At 59.3% G+C, this 23,227-nt stretch carries 12 protein-coding genes and 3 pseudogenes; 6 read left to right on the forward strand and 9 right to left on the reverse strand.

All coding sequences use genetic code 11. From position 1 onward, the window contains the following. Positions 1-232 precede the first annotated feature (232 nt). From ACOYXE_RS20180 to putP, 5 genes are all read right to left on the reverse strand, one after another. Entirely contained in the window at positions 233-550 is a 318-nt protein-coding gene (locus ACOYXE_RS20180) for a hypothetical protein (protein ID WP_160055208.1), read from the reverse strand. Between the two features lie 329 nt (positions 551-879). Continuing rightward, the gene (locus ACOYXE_RS20185; protein ID WP_460926497.1) at positions 880-1,593 is read right to left on the reverse strand and encodes a DUF4123 domain-containing protein; all 714 of its coding nucleotides are present in this window, start codon (positions 1,591-1,593) and stop codon (positions 880-882) included. Next, positions 1,583-3,598 (reverse strand): type VI secretion system Vgr family protein, encoded by a 2,016-nt coding sequence (locus ACOYXE_RS20190; protein WP_460926498.1) that lies wholly within the window; start codon positions 3,596-3,598, stop codon positions 1,583-1,585. Before ACOYXE_RS20190 ends, ACOYXE_RS20185 begins: the two co-directional genes overlap by 11 nt. Before the next feature lie 196 nt (positions 3,599-3,794). Continuing rightward, positions 3,795-4,736: an IS110 family transposase gene (locus ACOYXE_RS20195; protein WP_405124250.1), complete on the reverse strand. Its 942-nt coding sequence runs from the start codon at positions 4,734-4,736 to the stop codon at positions 3,795-3,797. 390 nt (positions 4,737-5,126) lie between these two features. After that, positions 5,127-6,611 carry a sodium/proline symporter PutP gene (gene putP / locus ACOYXE_RS20200; protein ID WP_460926500.1) on the reverse strand — a complete coding sequence of 495 codons (1,485 nt, stop codon included), beginning with the start codon at positions 6,609-6,611 and terminating at the stop codon, positions 5,127-5,129. A gap of 458 nt (positions 6,612-7,069) precedes the next feature. Between putP and putA the strand changes: the two genes are divergently transcribed. Next, a complete protein-coding gene (gene putA, locus ACOYXE_RS20205) occupies positions 7,070-11,023 on the forward strand; it encodes a trifunctional transcriptional regulator/proline dehydrogenase/L-glutamate gamma-semialdehyde dehydrogenase (protein WP_460926502.1) in 3,954 nt (1,317 codons plus the stop codon). 245 nt (positions 11,024-11,268) lie between these two features. After that, positions 11,269-13,071 carry an acyl-CoA dehydrogenase gene (locus ACOYXE_RS20210; protein ID WP_460926503.1) on the forward strand — a complete coding sequence of 601 codons (1,803 nt, stop codon included), beginning with the start codon at positions 11,269-11,271 and terminating at the stop codon, positions 13,069-13,071. A gap of 201 nt (positions 13,072-13,272) precedes the next feature. Here the strand turns inward: ACOYXE_RS20210 and ACOYXE_RS20215 are convergent, their stop codons facing one another. From ACOYXE_RS20215 to ACOYXE_RS20230, 4 genes and pseudogenes are all read right to left on the reverse strand, one after another. Beyond that, positions 13,273-14,118 carry a methyl-accepting chemotaxis protein gene (locus ACOYXE_RS20215; RefSeq protein ID WP_460929863.1) on the reverse strand — a complete coding sequence of 282 codons (846 nt, stop codon included), beginning with the start codon at positions 14,116-14,118 and terminating at the stop codon, positions 13,273-13,275. 69 nt (positions 14,119-14,187) lie between these two features. After that, positions 14,188-15,210, reverse strand: a pseudogene (locus ACOYXE_RS20220) (cache domain-containing protein); the annotation flags it as partial. 99 nt (positions 15,211-15,309) lie between these two features. Next, positions 15,310-15,612: a cell division protein ZapA gene (locus ACOYXE_RS20225; RefSeq protein ID WP_064117128.1), complete on the reverse strand. Its 303-nt coding sequence runs from the start codon at positions 15,610-15,612 to the stop codon at positions 15,310-15,312. Then, entirely contained in the window at positions 15,609-15,839 is a 231-nt protein-coding gene (locus ACOYXE_RS20230; RefSeq protein ID WP_016987570.1) for a hypothetical protein, read from the reverse strand. Before ACOYXE_RS20230 ends, ACOYXE_RS20225 begins: the two co-directional genes overlap by 4 nt. A gap of 344 nt (positions 15,840-16,183) precedes the next feature. On the opposite strand from ACOYXE_RS20230, the pseudogene ACOYXE_RS20235 reads away from it, so the two are divergent. From ACOYXE_RS20235 to mscK, 4 genes and pseudogenes are all read left to right on the forward strand, one after another. Then, positions 16,184-16,840, forward strand: a pseudogene (locus ACOYXE_RS20235) (MCP four helix bundle domain-containing protein); the annotation flags it as partial. Positions 16,841-17,143: 303 nt separating this feature from the next. Continuing rightward, positions 17,144-17,743, forward strand: a pseudogene (locus tag ACOYXE_RS20240) (methyl-accepting chemotaxis protein); the annotation flags it as partial. A 321-nt stretch (positions 17,744-18,064) separates the two neighbouring features. Further along, on the forward strand, positions 18,065-19,807 hold the full coding sequence (locus tag ACOYXE_RS20245) for a potassium/proton antiporter (RefSeq protein WP_016983888.1): 1,743 nt from the start codon (positions 18,065-18,067) through the stop codon (positions 19,805-19,807). A gap of 34 nt (positions 19,808-19,841) precedes the next feature. Continuing rightward, positions 19,842-23,195, forward strand: coding sequence for a mechanosensitive channel MscK (gene mscK, locus ACOYXE_RS20250; protein ID WP_160055184.1), 3,354 nt, complete (start codon positions 19,842-19,844; stop codon positions 23,193-23,195). Positions 23,196-23,227 lie beyond the last annotated feature (32 nt).

Here is a 23,227-nt window from a genome sequence, read left to right on the forward strand (position 1 = left end):
AGTTACATCGACCTGAAAGATCAGCGGGATCTCAGGCTTGGCCAAGCGAAGATCAGCGCGGAAGTCGGCGCACATCGCCCAGACAACTCGGTCCGCCCCCTGAAACAACAACTCCATCCAGGCTTGGCCAAGCCAAATTCACCACTGAAGTCGCAGGTCGGCGTACATCACCCAGACAACTCGGTCAGTCCCCTCTCCCTCTGGGAGAGGGTTAGGGTGAGGGGCTTTGCTTTTATGGCGCGGCGCGCAGGCGCCTGCCGATGACATCGAGCACATCGCAGCCGTCACGCAGAGGAATCACGCAGAGCTGGGCGAAATCGCTGAGGATGACGGAGTCGCATTCGACCGAGCCGCGCATGCACATGTTTTCCAGCACCTGGATCACGGCGCGCAGGCGATGGTTGGCGGCGTCCATAAGGATGTCGAGGGGCACGTGGGTGTCGATGAACAGGGTGGGCATGTCGCTGCAATTGCCGGTCAGGGCCATGAAGCGGTTGTCGGGATGGGGAATGATTTTTTCGTAGGGTGGAGCCGTTCGTATTGTCGTCATTTCTATCTTCCATAGAGTGTAAAAGTGAACTGCCGCATTCCTTCCTACGGGATTGGGTGGCAGCCGTGCGCGGGAGTAGGAAACCGACCCATGGAATTCGGCCACGCCGAAGCGTGTCCCGCACACAGCCGCCGCTGACGACATTGCTCACACAAGTTACGTGCCGCAATTCAAACAACAGCGCTGATGCACCACAGGTAGAGGGCTCCTACACCCTGTCACCACTCTCGCAGTGACAACGAAAAGACTATCCCTGCAACCCACCGCCCACCAGTTCATGAAAACCGCCGCAACTCGAAGGAATCGTCCGAGACCTTCGCCCCGAAAACTCATTCCGACTCTGCCAGCAAAAACGCCAGCAACACCGATTGCGACGATTCTTCCGACATTGAAACCTGAAAAAACCGCCTGACCTTGCAACGCAAAACCGCCTCGGGAAAGGCCTCGAAGACTGCCGGACACTCTTCGCTCAACCACTGCAACGCATTGGCTGTTCGAACGTCATTGCCCTGCTGCGCCAGCACCGATTCCGGCACCTGCCACCAAGGAAATATCCGCCCCGAAACCTGCGCCCTGCCACCGATATCCAGCGCCTGCCCATTGATCAAGCAACGCCCGATCAGCGGAAACAGTTGCGCCGCATCCACCTCATCGGCCTGAAGAATCGGCAACAGAAACCGCCCATCCCAGAAACGAAAAAACACCGTTTTGCCGTCAGGCAACAGCACTTGGGTGAGGCTGCGAAAGTGCGCCAACACCTCCTCAAGGCTCGCGGAAGAGACCGCCAGCCAACCCCAATCCCGCGATTCGGTAATAGCGACCCAATGCAGAAACTCACTGTCAGCAGCGACAATTCCCACGTAAGGCATCACCGCATCCCACTCGGCATAGATCGTCTCGGCCCAGATGGGGTTCGCCGTGTCTCGCCAAGCGGCAGGCGGTTTTGCCTCACTGGCATTACTGAAAACCGCAAACAACTGCTCGGAAGTTTTCAACGGTTCACGCGCCAACCATTCGGCAGGCAAAAGAAAATCAGGCTGCACAGAGACCATCCTTGCAACGTTCACACTCTTCGCAGAATGGCGCGTCACCCTTGAAGCTCATGATTTGTGCGGCGGTGAGCATGGCTGCCGGCGCGGCGGCGAGTTTTTCCGGCAATCCCGGTACAACCGGTGTGGCACTCATCGCCGCCATCGGCGCACCACCCACAACAATCGGCACACTGCTGAAAATCCCACCCGGGCCGATGTTGATCCATTGCCCGCCAGCCTGAATCGTCGCACTCGCGCCGCCGTCGATGACCACTTGCTGACCAGCGCTGACGTGGAATTGCCCACTGGCGCTGATCGCTTGATTACTCACGCGAACATGACGGTCGCCGGTCACGCTCAGATGATCGTCCTGCTTCACTTCGGTCTGCCGCTGGCCGTGGGTGATGCGCTGCTCATCAGCCTTCAACTCATGCCGAGCGGTCCCGGTGACAACAATGCTGCGCTGGTTATCAACCTGCACCTGTTGATCGTTCAACACATGCTGCGTCCAGTTACGCTGGGCGCGCAGATAGATTTCCTCAGCGCCTTTCTTATCCTCGATGCGCAGTTCGTTGTAGCCACCGCCGCCGGGGCTGCTCTGACTGCGGAAAATGCTACGAGTCTTGTCCGCCGGCAGATCCAGCGGAATCGGCGTCGCGGCATTGGGCAGGCAGCCCACGACCAAAGGTTTGTCGGCGTCGGCATCGATGAAACCGACCAGCACTTCCATACCGACTCGCGGAATCAACACACTGCCGTAACGGTCGTGCGCCCAATTAGTGGCAACGCGCAGCCAGCAACTGGAATGCTCATTCAATTCACCGTCGCGATCCCAAGCCAGTTGCACCTTGACCCGGCCGTACTCGTCGCAGTGGATTTCGGTATCTTTCGGCCCGGTCACAACCGCTGGTTGATAACCAGGCATGCGTGGTTTTTCCGGCCCCAGCGCCGGGCGGAAAAACACGTCCCACGGCGTGGCGAGAAAGGTATTACGGTAACCCTGAAATCCCTCGCCATCGCTGGTCACCGATTCTTCCAGTACTTGCGGCTGACGGCCGTGGTGTTCAACGGCGGTCAACAGCCACAGGTCATTCCAGCCGTCGCGCGGATGCTCGCTCAGTTGCAGGAAATGTCCGCAAACCAGTGCGGATTCGTCGCTGATGCCTTCGGCCTGACGATAATCGGCGATATGTCGCTCAAGTGCGCGCTGGGCGAGATGCTTGCCGGTCTCCCGATCATTGAATTGGCCAGGGAAGTGATAGTCCTCCAGCACCGGGCGCTGCTCGCCGTCGACATGGCTTTGCAGGTGCAGGCGTGGTTTTTCAAAGTTGTAGTCGCGCCGGGTAACCACGCTGGTGCGGGTTTCCACGCGCACATTGAAACGCTGGATCGCCGGGGTTCCGGCAGACATGCCACTGCCCGGCAGATAAAGGGTCGGCGCGGCCAGTTTTGGAAACACCGTCTGGTCATCACCGAACACCAGTACGTGCGCGTCGGCGCTGTGTTGAAAGTGGAAATGAATACCGACCTCGGCACACAGGCGTTGGATGAACGCCAGGTCGCTTTCGGCGTACTGCACGCAATACTCACGAACCGGGTATTCGCTGCCTAACCGAAACTCGAACGCATCACGAAGGATCGCGTGATCCTTAAGCACCTGCGCAACAATTTGCGGCACGCTCTGATGTTGGAAAATCCGCTGATTGATGCGATGTCCCAGATACGTCAGACGCGGGACGAGGCTCAGGTGATAGCGCGTCAGACGTTTCCCCGAATCGCCCTGCCCGACCTGATAAATCTGACCGTGAACGCCGGAACCGTCCGCATCAAAGCTCAGAAAAGCCTGACAGTGCAGCAGGCTCTCAAGATCCAGATCCGGTCGCTCACTGACCAGTTCCAGCTCGAAGCGAAAAGGTTGGCTGATGGCTTCCTTGCCCGTGAACTCAAGGACCTTGAGGTCATGCTGGGCGCCTTCGAGGGTCAACGTGAAACGCGGTTGATTGGCAGGCGCGAACATCCGATGTCTCTCTGCAGTGTGAGGGCGGGCGATTCTGCATGAGGGGCAAGGGGTGATGAATGGGTGACGGGAAAATCAGATTTCCCCTACTTTCATTGCTGAAAGTCCCTGCAAAAAGCGGCGCCTTCAACTACAGACAAATCCTCCAAAACCACCACTGAACCCTGTGGGAGATTCTATGGTTGAGGGGAAGCCCTCAACTGACTTTTGTCTGATATTCGCTTTGCCCTTTCAGCAAGGCGAATACCACCCGAGCAAGTTTGCGAGCCAGCATCACCAACGCCTGCGTGGTGCTGAAACCCCGTGCTCTTTGGGCTTCGTAAAACCCTTTCCAGGCTATCGTACGGCTAGCCGACATCGCTGCGTTGTGCAAAAGTCGGCGGGCCTCGGGGTCTCCGCGCTTGGTCAAGCTGCGGCGACCGTCCTTTTGCCCTGATTTCGATACCCGTAAATCCATGCCCAGGAAGGCGATAAACGCATCCGCGTTGCTAAATTCCCCCCGCTGAAACGCCGTGAGCAGGCGCGCTCCGGTCAGAAATCCAATGCCCTCAACTTTCAGGCAACGCTTCAATTGGCAGAGCAAACCGGCTTGTTTGAGCTGATCGTTGATCGTCTTTTCGATCATCGTTTCAAGCCGCTGCATGGATTTTATTTGTTCAGCAAAAGCTGCCTTCAACAGCGGCTCATTCGACCAGCTCTGCACCAGGCCGACCCTTGCCTGGACCAAAGCCGCGCGGCGGCGGAAAAGGCTCAGGAGCTGGCGGTACAGCGGTGATGGCGGGGTCCAGGGGCGCAACTCCTCGGCTTCGTTCTTCAGGTAACGGGCCAGCAGCTTGGCGTCCAAGGCGTCGGTTTTGGCGCGGATCTTCACGCCTTCGCGGTAATGTTTGAGTTCATAGCCACCCACCATGTAAATCGTGCAACCGGCCGCATAGGCCAAATCAGCGAATTCCAGGTGGTAGATGTTGGTTGCCTCAATGGCAATAGACACGGGGCCGAGCAAGGCCTTCAGCCACTGCTTGATGGATGTTTTGGTGTTGGGAATCGCTTCAAGCAGATCGCTATCGGCCTGATAAATCACCAGTTCATTTTTGGCGACATCCACGCCAACGATCGGATTTGATAGAGCGACTGGCATTGCCACAGGATTTCCTCCGGGATAAGGTTTGAGCACTTGAAGGGCTCACCCAGAGGCGCAGGCTTGTTCCTATCGTCGGTCTAGCCAGATGCATTCTTTATCGGCGCTTGGGTGAAAGGAGGAGGGGCGAAATCTCCCACGGTCTGTGCTGCGTCAACAGCCAGAATCGAGCCTTGTCCCTCCTCCTCCCTTCAAGTCCTACCATACAAGCGAGCCTGTTCGCGAAGGCGGCATGTCAGTCGACACACTCATTGAGTGATCAATCGCATTCGCGAGCAGGCTCGCTCCCACATTGGATCTCCACAGTATTCGAGAAATCGCAGGCACAAAAAAACGGCCTGCCTCCTGTAGGAAACGGGCCGTTTTCGGGTGAGCCTCAGCTCAGAACAATCACTTGTTCAGATTGAAATCTTTTTCTGCCGCTTCAAAGCGCTGCACCATGCCAGTGGTCGGCGCGCCGAGCTTGCTGACGATGTAGATGGCGATGCTTGCGAAGATGAAGCCCGGGATGATTTCGTAAAGACCCAGCAGTTCGAAATGCTTCCAGACCACCACGGTGATCGCGCCGACCAGAATACCGGCCAGTGCGCCGTCGCGGGTCATACCTTTCCAGATCACCGAGATCAGTACAACCGGACCGAACGCAGCACCAAAGCCGGCCCAGGCGTAGGACACCAGGCCCAGTACGCGGTTTTCCGGGTTGGCGGCCATCGCGATCGCGATCAGCGCAACCAACAGCACCATGGCGCGGCCGACCCAGACCAGCTCAACCTGAGAAGCGGATTTACGCAGGAAGGTTTTGTAGAAGTCTTCGGTCAGGGCGCTCGAGCACACCAGCAACTGGCAGCTCAGGGTGCTCATCACCGCAGCCAGAATGGCCGACAGCAGCACGCCAGCAATCCATGGATTGAAGAGGATTTTGGCCAGTTCGATGAACACACGCTCGTGGTTCTCGGTGACTGGGCCGGCAACTTCCGGGTGTGCCGAGAAATAAGCAATACCGAAGAAACCCACGGCCACGGTGCCGCCCAGGCACAGGATCATCCAGGTCATGGAGATGCGACGGGCGTTGGCAATCGACTTCACCGAATCCGCGGCCATGAAACGCGCGAGGATGTGCGGCTGACCGAAGTAGCCCAGACCCCAGCCCATCAGCGAGATAATGCCGATAAAAGTGGTGCCTTTAAGCATGTCGAAGTTGCTTGGATCTTGCGCTTCGATGGCCAGGAACGTGGTGTCGACGCCGCCGGTGGCCAGCAGAACAATGATCGGCGTAAGGATCAGCGCAAAAATCATCAGCGTGGCTTGTACGGTGTCGGTCCAGCTCACGGCCAGGAAACCACCGATAAAGGTGTAGGCAATCGTCGCCGCAGCACCGGCCCACAGCGCGGTCTCGTAGGACATGCCGAAGGTGCTTTCGAACAGACGGGCACCGGCCACAATGCCGGAAGCGCAGTAGATGGTGAAGAACACCAGAATCACGATCGCCGAGATGATCCGCAGCAGGCCGCTTTTGTCTTCAAAACGGCTGGCGAAGTAGTCCGGCAGGGTCAGGGCGTCGCCGTTGTGCTCGGTCTGCACGCGCAGACGGCCGGCAACGAACAGCCAGTTCAGGTAGGCACCGATGATCAGACCGATGGCGATCCAGCTTTCGGACAGACCGGACATGTAGATGGCGCCTGGCAGGCCCATCAGCAACCAGCCGCTCATGTCGGAGGCACCGGCAGACAGCGCGGTGACGACGCTGCCGAGGCTGCGACCGCCAAGAATATAGTCAGAAAGGTTGTTGGTGGAGCGATAGGCCATCAAGCCGATCAGCACCATTGCTGCGATGTAGATCACGAACGTGATCAGGGTTGGATTGCTTACGCTCATTGAGTTACGCCCTGGCTTTGTTTTTATGTAGCGGCGGTGGTGAACCGCACGCAAACGACGACGTTTGGCAGACGATCCGGGATCCCGCGCATTTAGGACTGATGTTTCCCCAGGAAAGCCATCAGCCGGTACACCGGGTTATTCCCGGTTGCACCTAGGGCGCGAATGCTATGCAACAAATCAAATAAGGTGCAACCAGTTTCGTGAGAATTAGTTGCACCTAGTCGGAATTATCGACAATCACCCCGTTTTTGCTCCCTTTTGTCGCAGTCATGGCCCTTTGCTAGAAGCAAAAGCACCAAGCGTGAGCAGCACTTTCGTACCAGAAAATAATTCCTGACGAGCTGCCTATTATTCCGACAAAAAAAGGGTTGCACCCGGTTGCACCTCTTTCGGCGCACGGCTAATCTTGCCGCCAGCTGATGCCACGCAACTGTGGCAACCATGAGGATAAAAATATGGCTACCACCACCCTTGGGGTCAAACTCGATGACCCGACCCGCGAACGCCTGAAGGCCGCCGCAACCTCGATTGATCGCACGCCGCACTGGCTGATCAAGCAGGCAATTTTCAATTACCTGGAAAAACTCGAGGGTGGTGCAACCCTGACCGAGCTGAACGGTTTGACCGCCAAGGACGCCGATGAGGCGGGCGAAGTCCACACCGATCACGCCCACCAATGCTTCCTCGAATTCGCCGAAAGCATCCTGCCGCAATCCGTTCTGCGCGCTTCGATCACTGCCGCTTACCGTCGCCCAGAGCCGGAAGTCGTGCCGATGCTGATCGAGCAGGCTCGCCTGCCAGCGCCAATGGCTGAAGCCACCAACAAACTCGCCGCCGCCATCGCGGAAAAACTGCGCAACCAGAAAAGTGCCGGCGGTCGTGCAGGCATTGTTCAGGGTCTGCTGCAGGAGTTTTCCCTGTCGTCCCAGGAAGGCGTAGCGCTGATGTGCCTGGCCGAAGCGCTGCTGCGCATCCCGGACAAGGGCACCCGTGATGCACTGATACGCGACAAGATCAGCACCGGCAACTGGCACCCACACTTGGGCAACAGCCCGTCGCTGTTCGTCAACGCTGCCACTTGGGGCCTGCTGCTGACCGGCAAACTGGTCTCGACACACAACGAAGCCGGCCTGACCTCGTCCTTGAGCCGCATCATCGGCAAGAGCGGCGAGCCGATGATCCGCAAGGGCGTCGACATGGCCATGCGCCTGATGGGCGAGCAGTTTGTCACCGGCGAAACCATCGCCGAAGCCTTGGCCAACGCGAGCAAGTTCGAAGCCAAGGGCTTCCGTTACTCCTACGACATGCTCGGTGAAGCGGCACTGACCGAGCACGACGCACAGAAATACCTGGCGTCGTACGAACAAGCTATTCACTCGATCGGCAAAGCCTCCCACGGTCGTGGGATTTATGAAGGCCCGGGCATTTCCATCAAGCTGTCGGCCCTGCACCCGCGTTACAGCCGTGCGCAGTACGAACGCGTGATGGATGAGTTGTACCCGCGCCTGCTGTCGCTGACCCTGCTGGCCAAGCAATACGACATCGGCCTGAACATCGACGCCGAAGAAGCCGACCGTCTCGAACTGTCGCTGGATCTGCTTGAGCGCCTGTGCTTTGAGCCGCAGCTGACCGGCTGGAACGGCATCGGCTTCGTGATCCAGGCTTACCAGAAGCGTTGCCCGTACGTGATCGACTACGTGATCGATCTGGCTCGTCGCAGCCGTCATCGCCTGATGATCCGTCTGGTGAAAGGCGCGTACTGGGACAGCGAAATCAAGCGCGCCCAGGTCGAAGGCCTGGAAGGCTATCCGGTCTATACCCGCAAGGTGTACACCGACGTTTCCTACATCGCTTGCGCACGCAAACTGCTGTCGGTGCCGGAAGTCATCTACCCGCAGTTCGCCACGCACAACGCCCACACCCTGTCGGCCATTTACCACATTGCCGGTCAGAACTATTACCCGGGCCAGTACGAATTCCAGTGCCTGCACGGCATGGGCGAACCGCTTTACGAACAAGTTGTAGGCAAAGTTTCCGAAGGCAAGCTGAACCGTCCGTGCCGCGTGTACGCACCGGTCGGTACTCACGAAACCCTGCTGGCTTATCTGGTACGTCGACTGCTGGAAAACGGCGCGAACACCTCGTTCGTCAACCGCATCGCCGACCAGTCGATTTCGATTCAGGAACTGGTGGCCGATCCGGTTGCGCAGATCGAGCAGATGGCGACCGTGGAAGGTGGTTTCGGCCTGCCGCACCCACGCATTCCGCTGCCGCGTGATTTGTACGGTTCTGAGCGCGCCAACTCCAGCGGCATCGACATGGCCAACGAACATCGTCTGGCTTCGCTGTCCTGCGCTTTGCTCGCCACTGCACACAACGACTGGAAAGCCGCGCCGATGCTCGGTTGCGTTTCCAGCACTGAAACCCCTGCGCCAGTGCTGAACCCGGCCGATCACCGTGATGTGGTCGGTCATGTTCAAGAAGCCACCGTCGAAGACGTCGACAACGCCATTCAATGCGCACTGAACGCCGCACCGATCTGGCAGGCCACCCCGCCGGCCGAACGCGCGGCGATTCTGGAACGTGCCGCTGACTTGATGGAAGGCGAGATTCAGCCGCTGATGGGCCTGCTGGCTCGCGAAGCCGGGAAGACTTTCGCCAACGCCATCGCCGAAGTCCGCGAAGCGGTCGACTTCCTGCGTTATTACGCAGTGCAGGCGCGCAACGATTTCAGCAATGACGCCCATCGCCCACTGGGTCCGGTGGTGTGCATCAGCCCGTGGAACTTCCCGCTGGCGATTTTCAGCGGTCAAGTCGCTGCGGCATTGGCTGCCGGTAACCCGGTATTGGCCAAGCCTGCCGAGCAAACTCCGCTGGTGGCGGCTCAAGCCGTGCGTTTGCTGCTTGAAGCCGGGATCCCGGAAGGCGTGCTGCAACTGCTACCGGGTCGCGGTGAAACCGTCGGCGCCGGTCTGGTCGGCGATGAGCGCGTCAAAGGCGTGATGTTCACCGGTTCCACCGAAGTCGCGCGTCTGCTGCAACGCAACATCGCTGGCCGCCTCGACAGCCAGGGCCGTCCGATTCCGCTGATCGCCGAAACCGGTGGCCAGAACGCGATGATCGTCGACTCCTCGGCTCTAACCGAGCAAGTCGTCATCGACGTGGTGTCCTCGGCTTTCGACAGCGCCGGTCAGCGTTGCTCGGCGCTGCGCGTACTGTGCCTGCAGGAAGATTCCGCTGATCGCGTCATCGAAATGCTCAAAGGTGCCATGGCCGAAAGCCGTCTCGGCAACCCGGAGCGCCTGTCCGTGGACATCGGCCCGGTGATCGACGCCGAAGCCAAGGCTGGCATCGATAAGCACATCCAGGGCATGCGCGACAAAGGTCGCAACGTGTACCAAGTGGCGATCGCCGACACCGAAGAGGTCAAACGCGGCACCTTCGTCATGCCGACCCTGATCGAACTGGAAAGCTTCGACGAGCTGCAACGCGAGATCTTCGGTCCGGTGCTGCACGTGGTGCGCTACAAGCGTAAAGAGATCGATCAACTGATCGGCCAGATCAACGCTTCCGGTTATGGCCTGACGCTGGGCGTGCACACCCGTATCGACGAGACCATCGCCAAGGTGATCGACAACGTCAATGCCGGTAACGTCTACGTTAACCGCAACATCGTCGGTGCCGTGGTCGGCGTGCAGCCATTCGGCGGCGAAGGCCTTTCGGGTACTGGCCCGAAAGCCGGTGGCCCGCTGTACCTGTACCGCTTGCTGGCGACACGTCCTACCGACGCCATCGAACAATCCTTCGCTCGCGGTGATGCCGTTATCGCCCCGGACGTTCGTTTGCGCGACGCCATGAGCAAACCGCTGAATGCCTTGAAAGCCTGGGCCGACAGCAACAAGTTCGCTGACTTGAGCACCCTGTGCGTGCAGTACGCTGCACAATCGCAGAGCGGCATCACCCGCGTATTGGCCGGCCCGACTGGCGAGAAGAACAGCTACGCGATCCTGCCGCGCGAGCACGTGTTGTGCCTGGCCGAGGTTGAAGGCGATCTGCTGACGCAACTGGCAGCGGTGCTGGCGGTAGGTGGTTCGGCGGTGTGGCCAGAGTCCGACATCAGCAAGGCATTGTTCGCACGCCTGCCGAAGGAGATTCAGGCGCGGATCAAGCTGGTTTCTGACTGGAACAAGGATGAAGTGGTGTTTGATGCGGTTCTGCATCACGGCCATTCCGACCAGTTGCGCGGCGTTTGCCAGCAGATTGCCAAGCGTGCCGGCGCGATCGTTGGGGTTCAGGGCTTGTCCCAGGGCGAGACCAATATTGCGCTGGAGCGTCTGGTGATCGAGCGGGCGTTGAGTGTTAACACTGCTGCTGCGGGTGGTAATGCGAGCTTGATGACCATCGGCTAAATCGCTGTAACTCCAGGCGCCCGCAACGGTCGCCTGGAATGAAATTCCCTGTAGGAGTGAGCCTGCTCGCGATAGCGGTCTGTCAGTTAAAATAATTGTGTCTGACAGACCGCTATCGCGAGCAGGCTCACTCCTACATTTGATTAGTGTCGCCCTCACCTCTGCATCACTCTCATCAATCATCATATCCAGCCTCTATTCCCCCGCCTTAGACTCGGCCCAACCCCAATTTCAGGTAGGCCGCCATGTCCGAGACGCTGCTCAGTTCCCGCAATCTGGCTTTCGAGCTGTATGAAGTCCTTGATGCCGAGGGCCTGACCCGGCGTGAGCGCTTTGCCGAGCACAATCGCGAAACCTTCGACGCCGCCATCGGCACCGCGCGCAACATCGCCGAGAAGTACTTCGCGCCGCACAACCGCAAGGGCGACGAGAACGAACCACGCTACGAAGACGGTCAGGCGATTCTGATTCCTGAAGTGAAACCAGCGGTGGATGCCTTCCTTGAAGCCGGATTCCTTAACGCCGCGAGAAGTTTCGACGCCGGTGGCATGCAGCTTCCTACACTGCTGTCGCAAGCCTGCTTCGCGCATTTCCAGTCAGCCAACGCGGCTTCGACGTCCTACCCGTTCCTGACCATGGGCGCGGCGAATCTGATTGAGAGCTTTGGCACGGACGAGCAGAAACAACGCTTTCTGCAACCGATGATCGACGGGCGTTTCTTCGGCACCATGGCCCTGACCGAGCCGCATGCCGGTTCATCGCTGTCGGATATTCGTACGCGCGCCGAGCCGGCGTCCGACGGCACTTATCGCCTCAAAGGCAACAAGATCTTCATTTCCGGCGGCGATCACCCGCTCTCGGAAAACATCGTGCACATGGTCCTGGCCAAGCTGCCCGATGCGCCTGCGGGTGTTAAAGGCATTTCGCTGTTTATCGTGCCGAAATTTCTGGTCAACGATGACGGGAGCTTGGGCCAACGCAACGACGTGCTGCTGGCAGGGCTGTTTCACAAGATGGGTTGGCGCGGCACCACCTCCACAGCGCTGAACTTCGGCGATAACGGCGAGTGCATCGGCTATCTGGTGGGCAAGCCGCACCACGGTTTGAGCTACATGTTCCAGATGATGAACGAGGCACGTATCGGCGTCGGCATGGGCGCGGTGATGCTCGGTTATGCCGGTTATCTGTACTCGCTGGAGTACGCCCGCGAGCGGCCACAGGGTCGCGTGCCGGACAGCAAGGATCCGACGGCGGCGCCGGTGGCGATCATTCAGCACGCCGATGTCAGACGTATGCTGTTGACGCAAAAATCCTACGTCGAAGGTGCATTTGATCTCGGTCTGTACGCGGCGCGCTTGTTCGACGACACCACCACGCTTGAGTCCGAAGCCGAGCGCAAACAGGCGCATGAATTGCTGGATCTGCTGACGCCGATCGTCAAATCCTGGCCGTCGGAATTCTGCCTCAAGGCCAACGAACTGGCGATCCAGATTCTTGGCGGCCACGGCTACACCCGTGAATACCCGGTGGAGCAGTATTACCGCGACAACCGCTTGAACCCGATCCACGAAGGCACTCACGGCATTCAGTCACTGGACTTGCTCGGGCGTAAATTGGCGCAGAACGGTGGCGCGGGATTGAAGCAATTGATTCGACTGATCGCCACCACGGCAGAGCGCGCAACGGCGCATGAATCGCTGACCGCACTGCGTGAGCCCCTGGAAAAACTGGTCGCGCGCCTGCAAACGGTGACCATCGGTTTGTTGACCGACCTGGCACAGGGCAAGGTCAATAGCAGTCTGGCGAACTCGGCGTTGTACCTGAAGGTGTTCGGGCACACGGTGATTGGCTGGCGCTGGTTGGAGCAGGCGATTCGTGCCGAAGAAGGGCTGGCAAAGGGTAATGCGGCGGATGTCGACTTCTATAAGGGCAAGCTGCAGGCGGCGCGGTACTTTCTGACGTGGGAAGTGCCGGGTTGTCACCATGAACTGGCGTTGCTGGAGGCGCGGGATGATACGTGCCTGGCGATGCAGGATGCGTGGTTCTGAAAGCCTACCCTCACCCCAGCCCTCTCCCGGAGGGAGAGGGGGCCGAATGGGGGATATATAGGAAGTACACCGACCTGAAAGTGCCTTGCCGAATCCATAATCGACTCGGTCTTTCAAGTCGGCGCATGACGAAAAACCACTCGGTTAGTCCCCTCTCCCTCTGGGAGAGGGCTAGGGTGAGGGGCTTTTCTGGCTCAACACTCAACTCAACTTGAACCCACCCATCTGCCGCGCCAGATCATCCGCCAGCCTCTGCAACATCTGACAATCCTCACGACACGCCCGAACCTCCCCCACCGTCGCCCGCGCCAGATCGGAAATCCCCTGCACATTACGGTTGATCTCTTCCGTCACCGCCGACTGCTCTTCCGTCGCCGTCGCCACCTGATGGTTCATGTCACTGATGCGCTCGACCTGACCGGTAATCGCCGTCAACGAAGCCCCAGTGCGCTGGCTCGACTCAACCCCGGTGCCGGTTGCCGCCTGGCCGGTGCGCATCGACGACACGGCGTTTTCCGCGCCTTGCTTGAGGCTGCCGATCATCTGCTGGATTTCATCGGTGGATGCCTGAGTGCGGCGCGCCAAGGTGCGTACTTCATCGGCAACAACTGCAAAGCCGCGCCCCATGTCCCCGGCGCGCGCCGCTTCGATGGCGGCATTAAGTGCCAGCAGGTTGGTCTGCTCGGACACGCCACGAATCACTGCTAATACAGAGTCGATCGAGGCCACTTGATGTGCCAGCTCACCGACCGCACCCGCCGCTACGCCAATCTCATCCGACATGCTTTCAATATGCTTGATCGAGCCGCCAACCACTTCCCGCGCCTGCATCGCTTCATCCCGCGCGGTTTGCGAAGCGAGTGCCGCGTTACCAGCGTTCTGCGCAATCTCCTGCACGGTCAGGCCCATCTCGTGAACCGCAGTTGCGACCATGTCGGTCATTTCCTGCTGGCGGCCGGAACGCTCAGCGGTGTTCTCCACCACTTTCGCCACTTGCCCCACAGCCGTGCGCAGACGTTCGCTGGTGGTCAGCACTTCGCCGATCATGCCGCGCTGGCTATCGAGGAAACGGTTGAAGCCGCGGGCGAGGTCGCCCAGCTCATCGGCGCGGCTGGAATCTAACCGGTGGGTCAAATCTCCACCGCCGCTACCGATTGCTACGAGCGCGGCTGTTACCTGACGAATCGGCCGCACCAGCCCTTGCGCCAGCCACACCACCAACGCGAGACACACCAGCGCTACCGCCAGACCGATGCCGCCACTCATCCACATCGCCTTGCGGGCCTCGGCATAGATCTGCAACTGCGGCACTTCGGCCACCAAGGTCCAGCCCAGATCACGCAGAGGCAGGCTGAAGGCGAGGAAGTCTTCGCCATCCCTCTGGAAGCTGCTGCTGATCGCCGTTTTCTGGCCCATGACGGATTGCGCCGCATTGGCGCCAATCTGCTCGCTCAAGGTGCGTTTGCCGCTGAACTGCGCTTCGGGATGCACTTGGATCAAACCGTCGGAGCGCACGAGATAGACCTTGCCGCGCTGACCAAAGCTGAAGTTGTGAATCAGCTCCGACAGCTCTTTCATGCTCAAACCAAGCCCGGCTACGCCGACCACTTTACCGGCCTGCTCGACTTTCAGATCGATGAACAGCGCCAATTCTCCGGTGGCGCCGTCGTTGTCGATATTGAGGGTGCGCGGCTGATTGCTGTCGAGGAAGGAATAGAACCACGCGTCGGCCGGTTTGGAACGACTGAGGGTGCGATCCAGGCCTTTTTCGGTGATGTAATGATTGAATTCGGTGCCGATGATCAAAGCGGTAAAGGCTTTATGTTCGGCGCGGATGCCTTCCAGATACTGCGCGAAGCCCGCCGTTTTGCTGCTGTCTTCGCCTGAGGCGAGCCAGTCGCGGACCATCGTATTGCTGGCGATATCTTTGGCCGCCGTCAGCGGTTGCACAAGGATGCGTTCGATATCGTTGCGCGTCGCTTCGATGCTCGATGGCAGCGCTTGCTCGACCAGATAGCTCTGGGCGAGGCGGTTGACCACCAGGGTATAAATGCCAACCACGATCAGGATACTGACCAGCAGGGCGGTGCCCATGCTGAGAATCAGTTGCCATTGAATACTGCGTCGCCACAACTGCATGGAGCACCCCCAAAGAATAAGTGGCCGAAACAATGCAACAGCCGTGCCGATTGTATACAACCCGATCGACAATCTATTCTTTGGTTGTGCGCAACCCGATCAACCCTGATTGATGGTCTTGGCAATAGTGTCGACCGTGGCGCTGACTTGCTCTTGGTAACGGTCGAGTTCTTCTTTGTGCTGCTTCTTCATTTCAATCTGCTGCGAGCACAGATTCATCGCCGCCAGCACCAGCAAGCGGTCACCGATCAATGTCGGGTATTTGCGCTTGGTGTCGTCCAGCGCTGCCTTGAGCATCATGGCCGCGTCCAGCAGGGTCTGTTCTTCCCCGGCCGGTGCCTTGATCGAATAGTCCTCCCCGAGAATGGAGACGACTTTTACCCCTGCTGTGTGGTGGTTCATGCGCTGACAGGACCTGCGTTGACGCGATCAACCAGGGCTTGAATGCGGGCTGCGGTGGCGCCGTGCTTTTCTTCCTGCTCCATCAGGTTCAGTTGCAGGCTTTCGTTTTCATCCTTGGCCTGGGCCAGTTCCGTGGACAAGGTCTGGTTGGTCTGCGCAAGGCTCTGGTTCTGTTGCACCAAGTCGCTGACGAGCTGTTCCAATTGGCTGAGGGATGCTTCCAACATTTTGATCTTCCAAGCGTTTTTCAAAGGGCGCGTACGATAAAGAAAAGTCACCACGGATGCCAGGGTTAAACCGGCGCAAGGCCTTGATTTTCCTGGTGGCGGATCGTTCCTGCGAGTTTTAAAGACTGTGATCTGCCGATCTGGTTCCTGCACTTCGTCGCCCCAGCCCTTCTGCGACAAATACGCACAGTGCCTCAAGACTTTAGTCGTATGACCGATAAGTCATCCATATCGCAGTCTCAGCCCGCATGGAAGCGGCCCTCTCTTGGTATCCGCCCATGTCCCTCCGCAATATGAATATCGCCCCACGGGCGTTTACCGGCTTCGCCCTGATCGGCGGCCTGATGCTGATTCTCGGCGTGTTCGCCCTGAATCAGATGAGCAAAATCCGCGCAGCAGGCGAAGACATTGCGACGGCCAGCGTGCCTTCCATCAAGGCTCTCGACGAATTCACCCAACTCACTCTGCGCCTGCGCGTTTTGTCGTATCGGTTGCTGATCAACCGTGAACCGGACGTTCAACAAAAGACTGTCGAACTGTTCGAGTTGCGCAACAAGCAGATCGCCGACGCCCAGCGCGCCTACGAACCGTTGATCGACGGCCCGCAAGAACGTGCGGCTTATGATCAATACGTGCAGTTGCTCGCGCAGTACCGCCAGCTCGAAGACCGGATGAAAACCCTGTCGCGCAACAATCAGATCGATGAACTGCGGCAGATGCTCAACTCGGACTTGCTAAGCAACTCGGAAGCGGTGAACACCGCCCTGGCGCGCCTGCTGGAGATCAACACCCAGCAAATCGCCGACACGGATAAAGGCGCGAGTGATCAGTTTTCGATGTCTTTCAACCTTGTGGTCACGTTGTTGGTGATCGCCACTGGCCTGACCTTCCTCTTCGCATGGCTGCTGACCGTGAGCATCACCAAGCCGATCTCCAAAGCATTGGAAGCTGCGGAAACCATCGCCGAAGGCAACCTGACTCAACCGATCCACGTTGACGGTGAAGACGAGGCAGGACGTCTGCTCGCGGCCATGGCCAAGATGCAATCGAAGCTGCGTGACACCCTGCAGCGTATTTCCGGCTCGGCCACTCAATTGGCTTCGGCGGCTGAAGAACTGAACAGCGTCACCGACGAAAGCGCGCGCGGCCTGACTCAGCAGAACAATGAAATCGAACAGGCGGCCACTGCGGTCAATGAAATGACCAGCGCCGTGGAAGAAGTGGCGCGCAACGCCGTGAGCACTTCGGAAGCTTCGAAAAACGCCACCACGTCTGCCGGCGACGGCCGTGATCTGGTGCAGGAAACCGTCAGCGCGATCGAACGCATGAGCGCTGATGTGCAGAGCACCGCTTCGCTGATCGGGGATCTGGCGAATGAATCCCGTGATATCGGTAAAGTGCTAGACGTGATTCGTGGTCTGGCCGATCAGACCAACCTGCTGGCACTGAACGCAGCGATTGAAGCGGCACGTGCCGGTGAGGCCGGTCGTGGTTTTGCGGTGGTGGCAGATGAAGTCCGTGCCCTGGCGCACCGTACCCAGCAGTCGACCAGCGAAATCGAGCGGATGATCGGCAGCATTCAGAGCGGTACCGAACACGCCGTGGATTCGATGCGCAACAGCACCGAACGCGCCGAGTCGACCCTGAACATCGCCCGTGGTGCCGGCATGTCGCTGGACACCATCAACACCGCCATCGTCGAAATCAACGAGCGCAACCTGGTGATCGCCAGCGCCGCCGAAGAGCAGGCGCAAGTGGCGCGGGAAGTGGATCGCAATCTGGTGAATATTCGTGATTTGTCGGTGCAATCGGCGACCGGCGCGAATCAGACCAGTGCGGCGAGCAATGAGCTGTCGCGTCTGGCGCTGGACCTGAACAACATGGTTGGGCGGTTCAGCCTGTGATTCAGTAGATCAAGATCAAAAGCGCCCTCACCCCAGCCCTCTCCCAGAGGGAGAGGGGGAAAGGGAGCAGATCGGGGGCCTTTCAGATTTTCAGTTCGGCGCGATATTTCAGGTCGGCGTACCTCGCACAAACACCGCGGTCGATCCCCTCTCCCTCCGGGAGAGGGCTAGGGTGAGGGCAGCAATCGCCCGCCGAACACAAATCCTGATGCTCCGCTGAAAAAGCTTTTTGACAGCATCACATTTCAACAGGTTAGAATCGCTGGCACGCAGACTGCATGGTCAGTTTGTGCCCGTATTTACGCTTCTGGAGTACTGCCTTTGAATGCGACGACCATCAACAGCCTGTTCTTGATCGGCGCGTTGCTGGTAGGCGCAAGCATTCTCGTCAGCTCCCTCTCCTCCCGTCTCGGCATTCCGATTCTGGTCATTATTCTTGCGGTCGGCATGGCCGCCGGGGTCGATGGCGGCGGGATCATTTTCGATAACTACCCGACGGCCTATCTGGTCGGCAACCTCGCCCTGGCGGTGATCCTTCTCGACGGCGGCTTGCGTACGCGGGTGTCGAGTTTCCGCGTGGCCTTGTGGCCGGCGCTGTCGCTGGCCACGGTCGGCGTGTTGATCACCACCGGGCTGACCGGCATGGCTGCCGCGTGGCTGTTCGATCTGAATCTGATTCAAGGTCTGTTGATCGGCGCCATCGTTGGCTCAACCGACGCCGCGGCGGTGTTCTCGCTGCTCGGCGGCAAAGGCCTGAACGAACGGGTCACCGCCAGTCTGGAAATCGAATCCGGCAGCAACGACCCGATGGCGGTGTTTCTCACTGTCACTCTGATCGACATGCTCGCCAGCGGCCAGACCGGTCTGCACTGGAGCCTGTTGACCCACCTGATCCGCGAGTTCGGCATCGGTGGTGTGATCGGTCTCGGCGGTGGCTGGCTGATGCTGCAACTGGTCAACCGCATCAATCTGGCGGCCGGTCTGTATCCGATTCTGGTGATTGCCGGCGGTCTGGTGGTGTTCGCCCTGACCAACGCCTTGCACGGCAGCGGCTTCCTCGCGGTTTATCTGTGCGGTCTGGTGATTGGTAACCGTCCGGTGCGCAGTCGCCACGGCATTCTGCACATGCTCGACGGCATGGCATGGCTGGCGCAGATCGGCATGTTCCTGGTCTTGGGGCTGCTCGTGACCCCGCACGACTTGCTGCCGATAGCCCTGCCCGCTCTCGGTCTGGCACTGTGGATGATTCTGTTTGCGCGGCCGCTGTCGGTGATGGTCGGCCTTCTGCCGTTCAAGGCCTTCCATGGCCGCGAGAAAGCGTTTATTTCCTGGGTAGGCCTGCGCGGCGCGGTACCGATCATTCTCGCGGTGTTCCCGCTGATGGCCGGGCTGCCGAATGCGCAGCTGTATTTCAATCTCGCGTTCTTCATCGTGCTGGTGTCGCTGCTGGTGCAGGGCACGAGCCTGCCGTGGGTGGCCAAGCTGTTGAAGGTGACCGTACCGCCGGAGCCTGCGCCGATTTCCCGCGCGGCGCTGGAAGTCCACGTCACCAGCGAGTGGGAGTTGTTCGTTTACAAGCTCGGCGCGGAAAAATGGTGCATCGGTTCGCCCCTGCGCGAACTGAAAATGCCCGAAGGCACACGTATCGCGGCCCTGTTTCGTGGCCAGCAACTGCTCCATCCGTCGGGTAGTACGGTGCTGGAAGTCGATGATTTGCTGTGCGTTATCGGCCATGAACATAACCTCGGCGCCCTCGGAAAACTCTTCAGCCAAGCGCCGCAACGGGGTCTCGATCTGCGCTTCTTCGGTGATTTCGTGCTGGAAGGAGACGCCCAGCTTAAAGCGGTTGCGGCGCTCTACGGGTTGCCGGCCGAAGGCATCGATCCAGACATGACCCTGGGCGCCTTCATTGCACAGAAAGTCGGCGGTGCGCCGATCGTCGGTGACCAGGTCGAGTGGAACAACACCCACTGGACGGTTGCGGTCATGGACGGGAACAAGATCGGCAAAGTGGGCGTCAGATTCCCCGAAGGAAGTCGCCCGGGCCCAGGACTCTTCCTCTAAACTGCGTCCACTCTCACTTGCTTGACCGGTCTCTATGCCTACCCTGCGCTCCTTTTTCGCCGCGGCCCTGCTGGGCCTGAGTCTTACTGTCGGCCCGCTGTACGCCGCCGAACCACCGTCCAGCGACGCCGTGCAGGCCAGTCTCGACAAACTGGCCGACAGCAAACTGCCGGATGCCGATAAGAAGACCCTGCAGACCGTCCTGCAGAACACGCTCAATCAGCTGAACAACCAGCGTGATTACGAGCAGAAACTGATCGATCTCAAGCAGCAACTGGCGAGCGCGCCCAAGCAGACGATTGAAAGCACCCGCGAACTGACGCGCCTCAAGGCTACGGCCGTGGTGCCGGTGGCACAGCGTTTTCCCAAAGAGTCGATTCAGCAACTGGAGCAAATCCTCACCGATCGCTCGACTCAGCAAAGTGACCTGCAAAAAGCCCTCGCCGACGCCAACAGCCTGATCATCACCGCACAGACGCGCCCCGAGCGTGCTCAGGCAGAGATTTCCGCCAGCCAGACGCGCATCCAGCAGATCAACAACATCCTCAAGTCCGGCAAGGACGCGGGTAAAACCGTCACCGCCGAGCAGCGCGACCAGTTGAACGCCGAACTGGCGGCGCTGAATGCGCTGATTCCGTTGCGCCGTCAGGAGCTGGCCGGCAACAGCCAGTTGCAGGATCTGGGCAACGCTCAGCATGACTTGCTCTCGGAGAAGTCCGACCGCCTCGACCGCGAGATCCAGGAACTGCAAACCCTGATCAACCAGAAGCGTCTGGCGCAGTCGCAGGAAACCGTGACCCAGCAGTCGATCGAAGCGCAGAAGGCCGGTAGCAGCAGTCTGCTGGCCATCGAAAGCACGGCCAACCTCAAACTCTCCGACTACCTGCTGAAAAGCACTGACCGCCTCAACGAAGTCACCCAGCAGAATCTGCAGACCAAACAACAGCTCGACAGCCTGACCCAAAGCGATTCAGCGCTGGACGAGCAGATCAGCGTGCTCAAGGGCAGCCTGCTGCTGTCGAAGATTCTCTACAAACAGAAACAAGCCCTTCCGCGACTCAAGGTCGACCGCGACCTGGCGGATCAGATCGCCGACATTCGCTTGTGGCAATTCGACGTCAGCCAGCAGCGTGAGCAACTGAGCAATCCCGCCGCCTATGTCGACAATTTGCTGGCCACTCAGCCGCCGGAGCAGGTCACCCCGCAATTGCGCAAAAACCTGCTGGAGCTGGCCAACACCCGCGCCGACCTGCTGGAGCGACTGAATCGCGAACTGAGCGCCATGCTCAACGAGTCGATCACCCTGCAACTCAATCAGAAACAACTGCTGAGCACCGCGCAGGGGCTGCGTGCGACGCTCGATGAGCAGATGTTCTGGATTCCGAGCAACAAGCCGCTGGATCTGGAATGGATGCGCGCGGTGCCGGAGCGCCTGAAGCGTCAGGTCGACACCCTGCCATGGGCGTCCAGCCTCAGCGAGCTGACCGACGGTCTGACCCAGCGCCCGTTGCTGTTCCTGCCGCTGGCGCTGCTAATCGGTGCACTGCTGTGGCGGCGCAAAAATCTGTACGCGCGGCTGAACAAGGTTCACCAGGACATCGGCCACTTCAAGCGTGACAGCCAGTGGCACACGCCGCAGGCGATTCTGATCAATATTCTGTTGGCGATGCCGGTCGCGTTGGGCCTGGCCTTGTGTGGTCTGGCGTTGCAGATCGACGCGCGCGGACAGAACGCCAACATGGGCGCGGCTTTGCTGCAAATGGGTCAGGCGTGGCTGGTGTTCTACACCGCTTACCGGATTCTGGCGCCGGGCGGCGTGGCGGAACTGCACTTCCGTTGGGAGAAACCTCAGGTTGAATTCCTGCAAGGCTGGATCCGTCGACTGGGTCTGGTGGTCATGGCGCTGGTGACCATTGTTGCCGTCGCCGAATTGCAACCGGCGGCCCTGGCCGATGATGTGCTCGGCATGCCGGTGGTGCTGACTTGCTACGCCTTGATGGCATGGCTGCTCAGCCGTCTACTGATCAGCAGCCCGGCCCACGAGAACACCTCGTTGTTCCGCAAGGCCGTCGGTGTGATGTTCACCCTGCTGCCGATCGCCTTGTTCGTGGCGGTGTGCTTCGGCTACTACTACACCGCGCTGAAACTCAGCGACCGCTTGATCAACACCCTGTACCTGCTGATGTTCTGGCTGGTGATCGAAGCGACTTTCGTCCGTGGCCTGAGCGTTGCCGCGCGACGCCTGGCCTATCAACGCGCCCTGGCCAAACGTCAGGCCGCAAAAGAGGCTGGCGACGGCGAAGCGGTGATCGAAGAGCCGACGCTGGACATCGAAAAGGTCAACGAGCAGTCCCTGCGCCTGATCCGTCTGGCCCTGCTCGGCGGTTTCATTGCCGCGCTTTACTGGGTCTGGTCGGACCTGATTTCGGTGTTCTCCTACCTCGACAACATCACCCTCTACGAATACACCAGCGGCACCGGCGCCAACATGAGCATGGTGCCGATCAGCATCGGCGACATGCTCGGCGCGCTGATCATCATCGGCATCACCTTCGCCCTCGCGCGCAACTTGCCCGGCCTGCTCGAAGTGTTTGTGCTGTCCAAGCTCAATCTGGCTCAGGGCAGTGCCTACGCGACCACGACGTTGCTGTCGTACGTGATCGCTGGCGTCGGCTTCGTCTCGACCCTGTCGACCCTCGGCGTGAGTTGGGACAAGTTGCAATGGCTGGTGGCGGCGCTGTCGGTCGGCCTCGGTTTCGGCATGCAGGAGATCTTTGCGAACTTCATCTCCGGCATCATGATCCTCTTCGAACGCCCGGTACGGATCGGTGACACCATCACCATCGGCAACCTGTCGGGCACGGTGAGCAAGATCCGCATCCGCGCCACGACCATCACCGATTTCGACCGCAAGGACATCATTGTCCCGAACAAGACGTTCATTACCGGGCAACTGATCAACTGGTCGCTGACCGACACCATCACCCGCGTCACATTGAAGCTCGGCGTCGATTACGGCTCGGACCTGGATCTGGTCAAGGAACTGCTGCTCAAGGCTGCCCGCGAGAACCCGCGCGTGCTCAAGGAACCCGAGCCGCACGTGTACTTCCTCAACTTCGGCGAAAGCACCCTCGACCACGAATTGCGCATGCACGTGCGCGACCTCGGTGACCGTAACCCGGTGCTCGATGAGGTCAACCGCTTCATCAACCGCGAGTTCAAGAAGCAGCACATCAACATCTCGTTCCGCCAGATGGAGGTTTACCTGAAGAACCTGCACGGTCAGGAATACAAGATGGTGCCGATCGAACCGGAAACGAAAACCATCGTGCCGGTCGCCGACGATCAGAAACCGCTGCAAGAGCCGCCGCCGGCCAAACTCGACTAACCGGCCTATACCCAGCAGAATGCTCGGACATT

It is taken from the genome of Pseudomonas sp. MC6 (genome assembly GCF_054790575.1).

Coding starts and splice junctions, on each gene's coding strand:
- ACOYXE_RS20180 (WP_160055208.1), bottom strand. CDS start 550: ATGACGACAATACGAACGGCTCCACCCTACGAAAAAATCATTCCCCAT.
- ACOYXE_RS20190 (WP_460926498.1), bottom strand. CDS start 3,598: ATGTTCGCGCCTGCCAATCAACCGCGTTTCACGTTGACCCTCGAAGGC.
- ACOYXE_RS20195 (WP_405124250.1), bottom strand. CDS start 4,736: ATGCCAGTCGCTCTATCAAATCCGATCGTTGGCGTGGATGTCGCCAAA.
- putP (WP_460926500.1), bottom strand. CDS start 6,611: ATGAGCGTAAGCAATCCAACCCTGATCACGTTCGTGATCTACATCGCA.
- putA (WP_460926502.1), top strand. CDS start 7,070: ATGGCTACCACCACCCTTGGGGTCAAACTCGATGACCCGACCCGCGAA.
- ACOYXE_RS20210 (WP_460926503.1), top strand. CDS start 11,269: ATGTCCGAGACGCTGCTCAGTTCCCGCAATCTGGCTTTCGAGCTGTAT.
- ACOYXE_RS20215 (WP_460929863.1), bottom strand. CDS start 14,118: ATGATCGGCGAAGTGCTGACCACCAGCGAACGTCTGCGCACGGCTGTG.
- ACOYXE_RS20225 (WP_064117128.1), bottom strand. CDS start 15,612: ATGAACCACCACACAGCAGGGGTAAAAGTCGTCTCCATTCTCGGGGAG.
- ACOYXE_RS20230 (WP_016987570.1), bottom strand. CDS start 15,839: ATGTTGGAAGCATCCCTCAGCCAATTGGAACAGCTCGTCAGCGACTTG.
- mscK (WP_160055184.1), top strand. CDS start 19,842: ATGCCTACCCTGCGCTCCTTTTTCGCCGCGGCCCTGCTGGGCCTGAGT.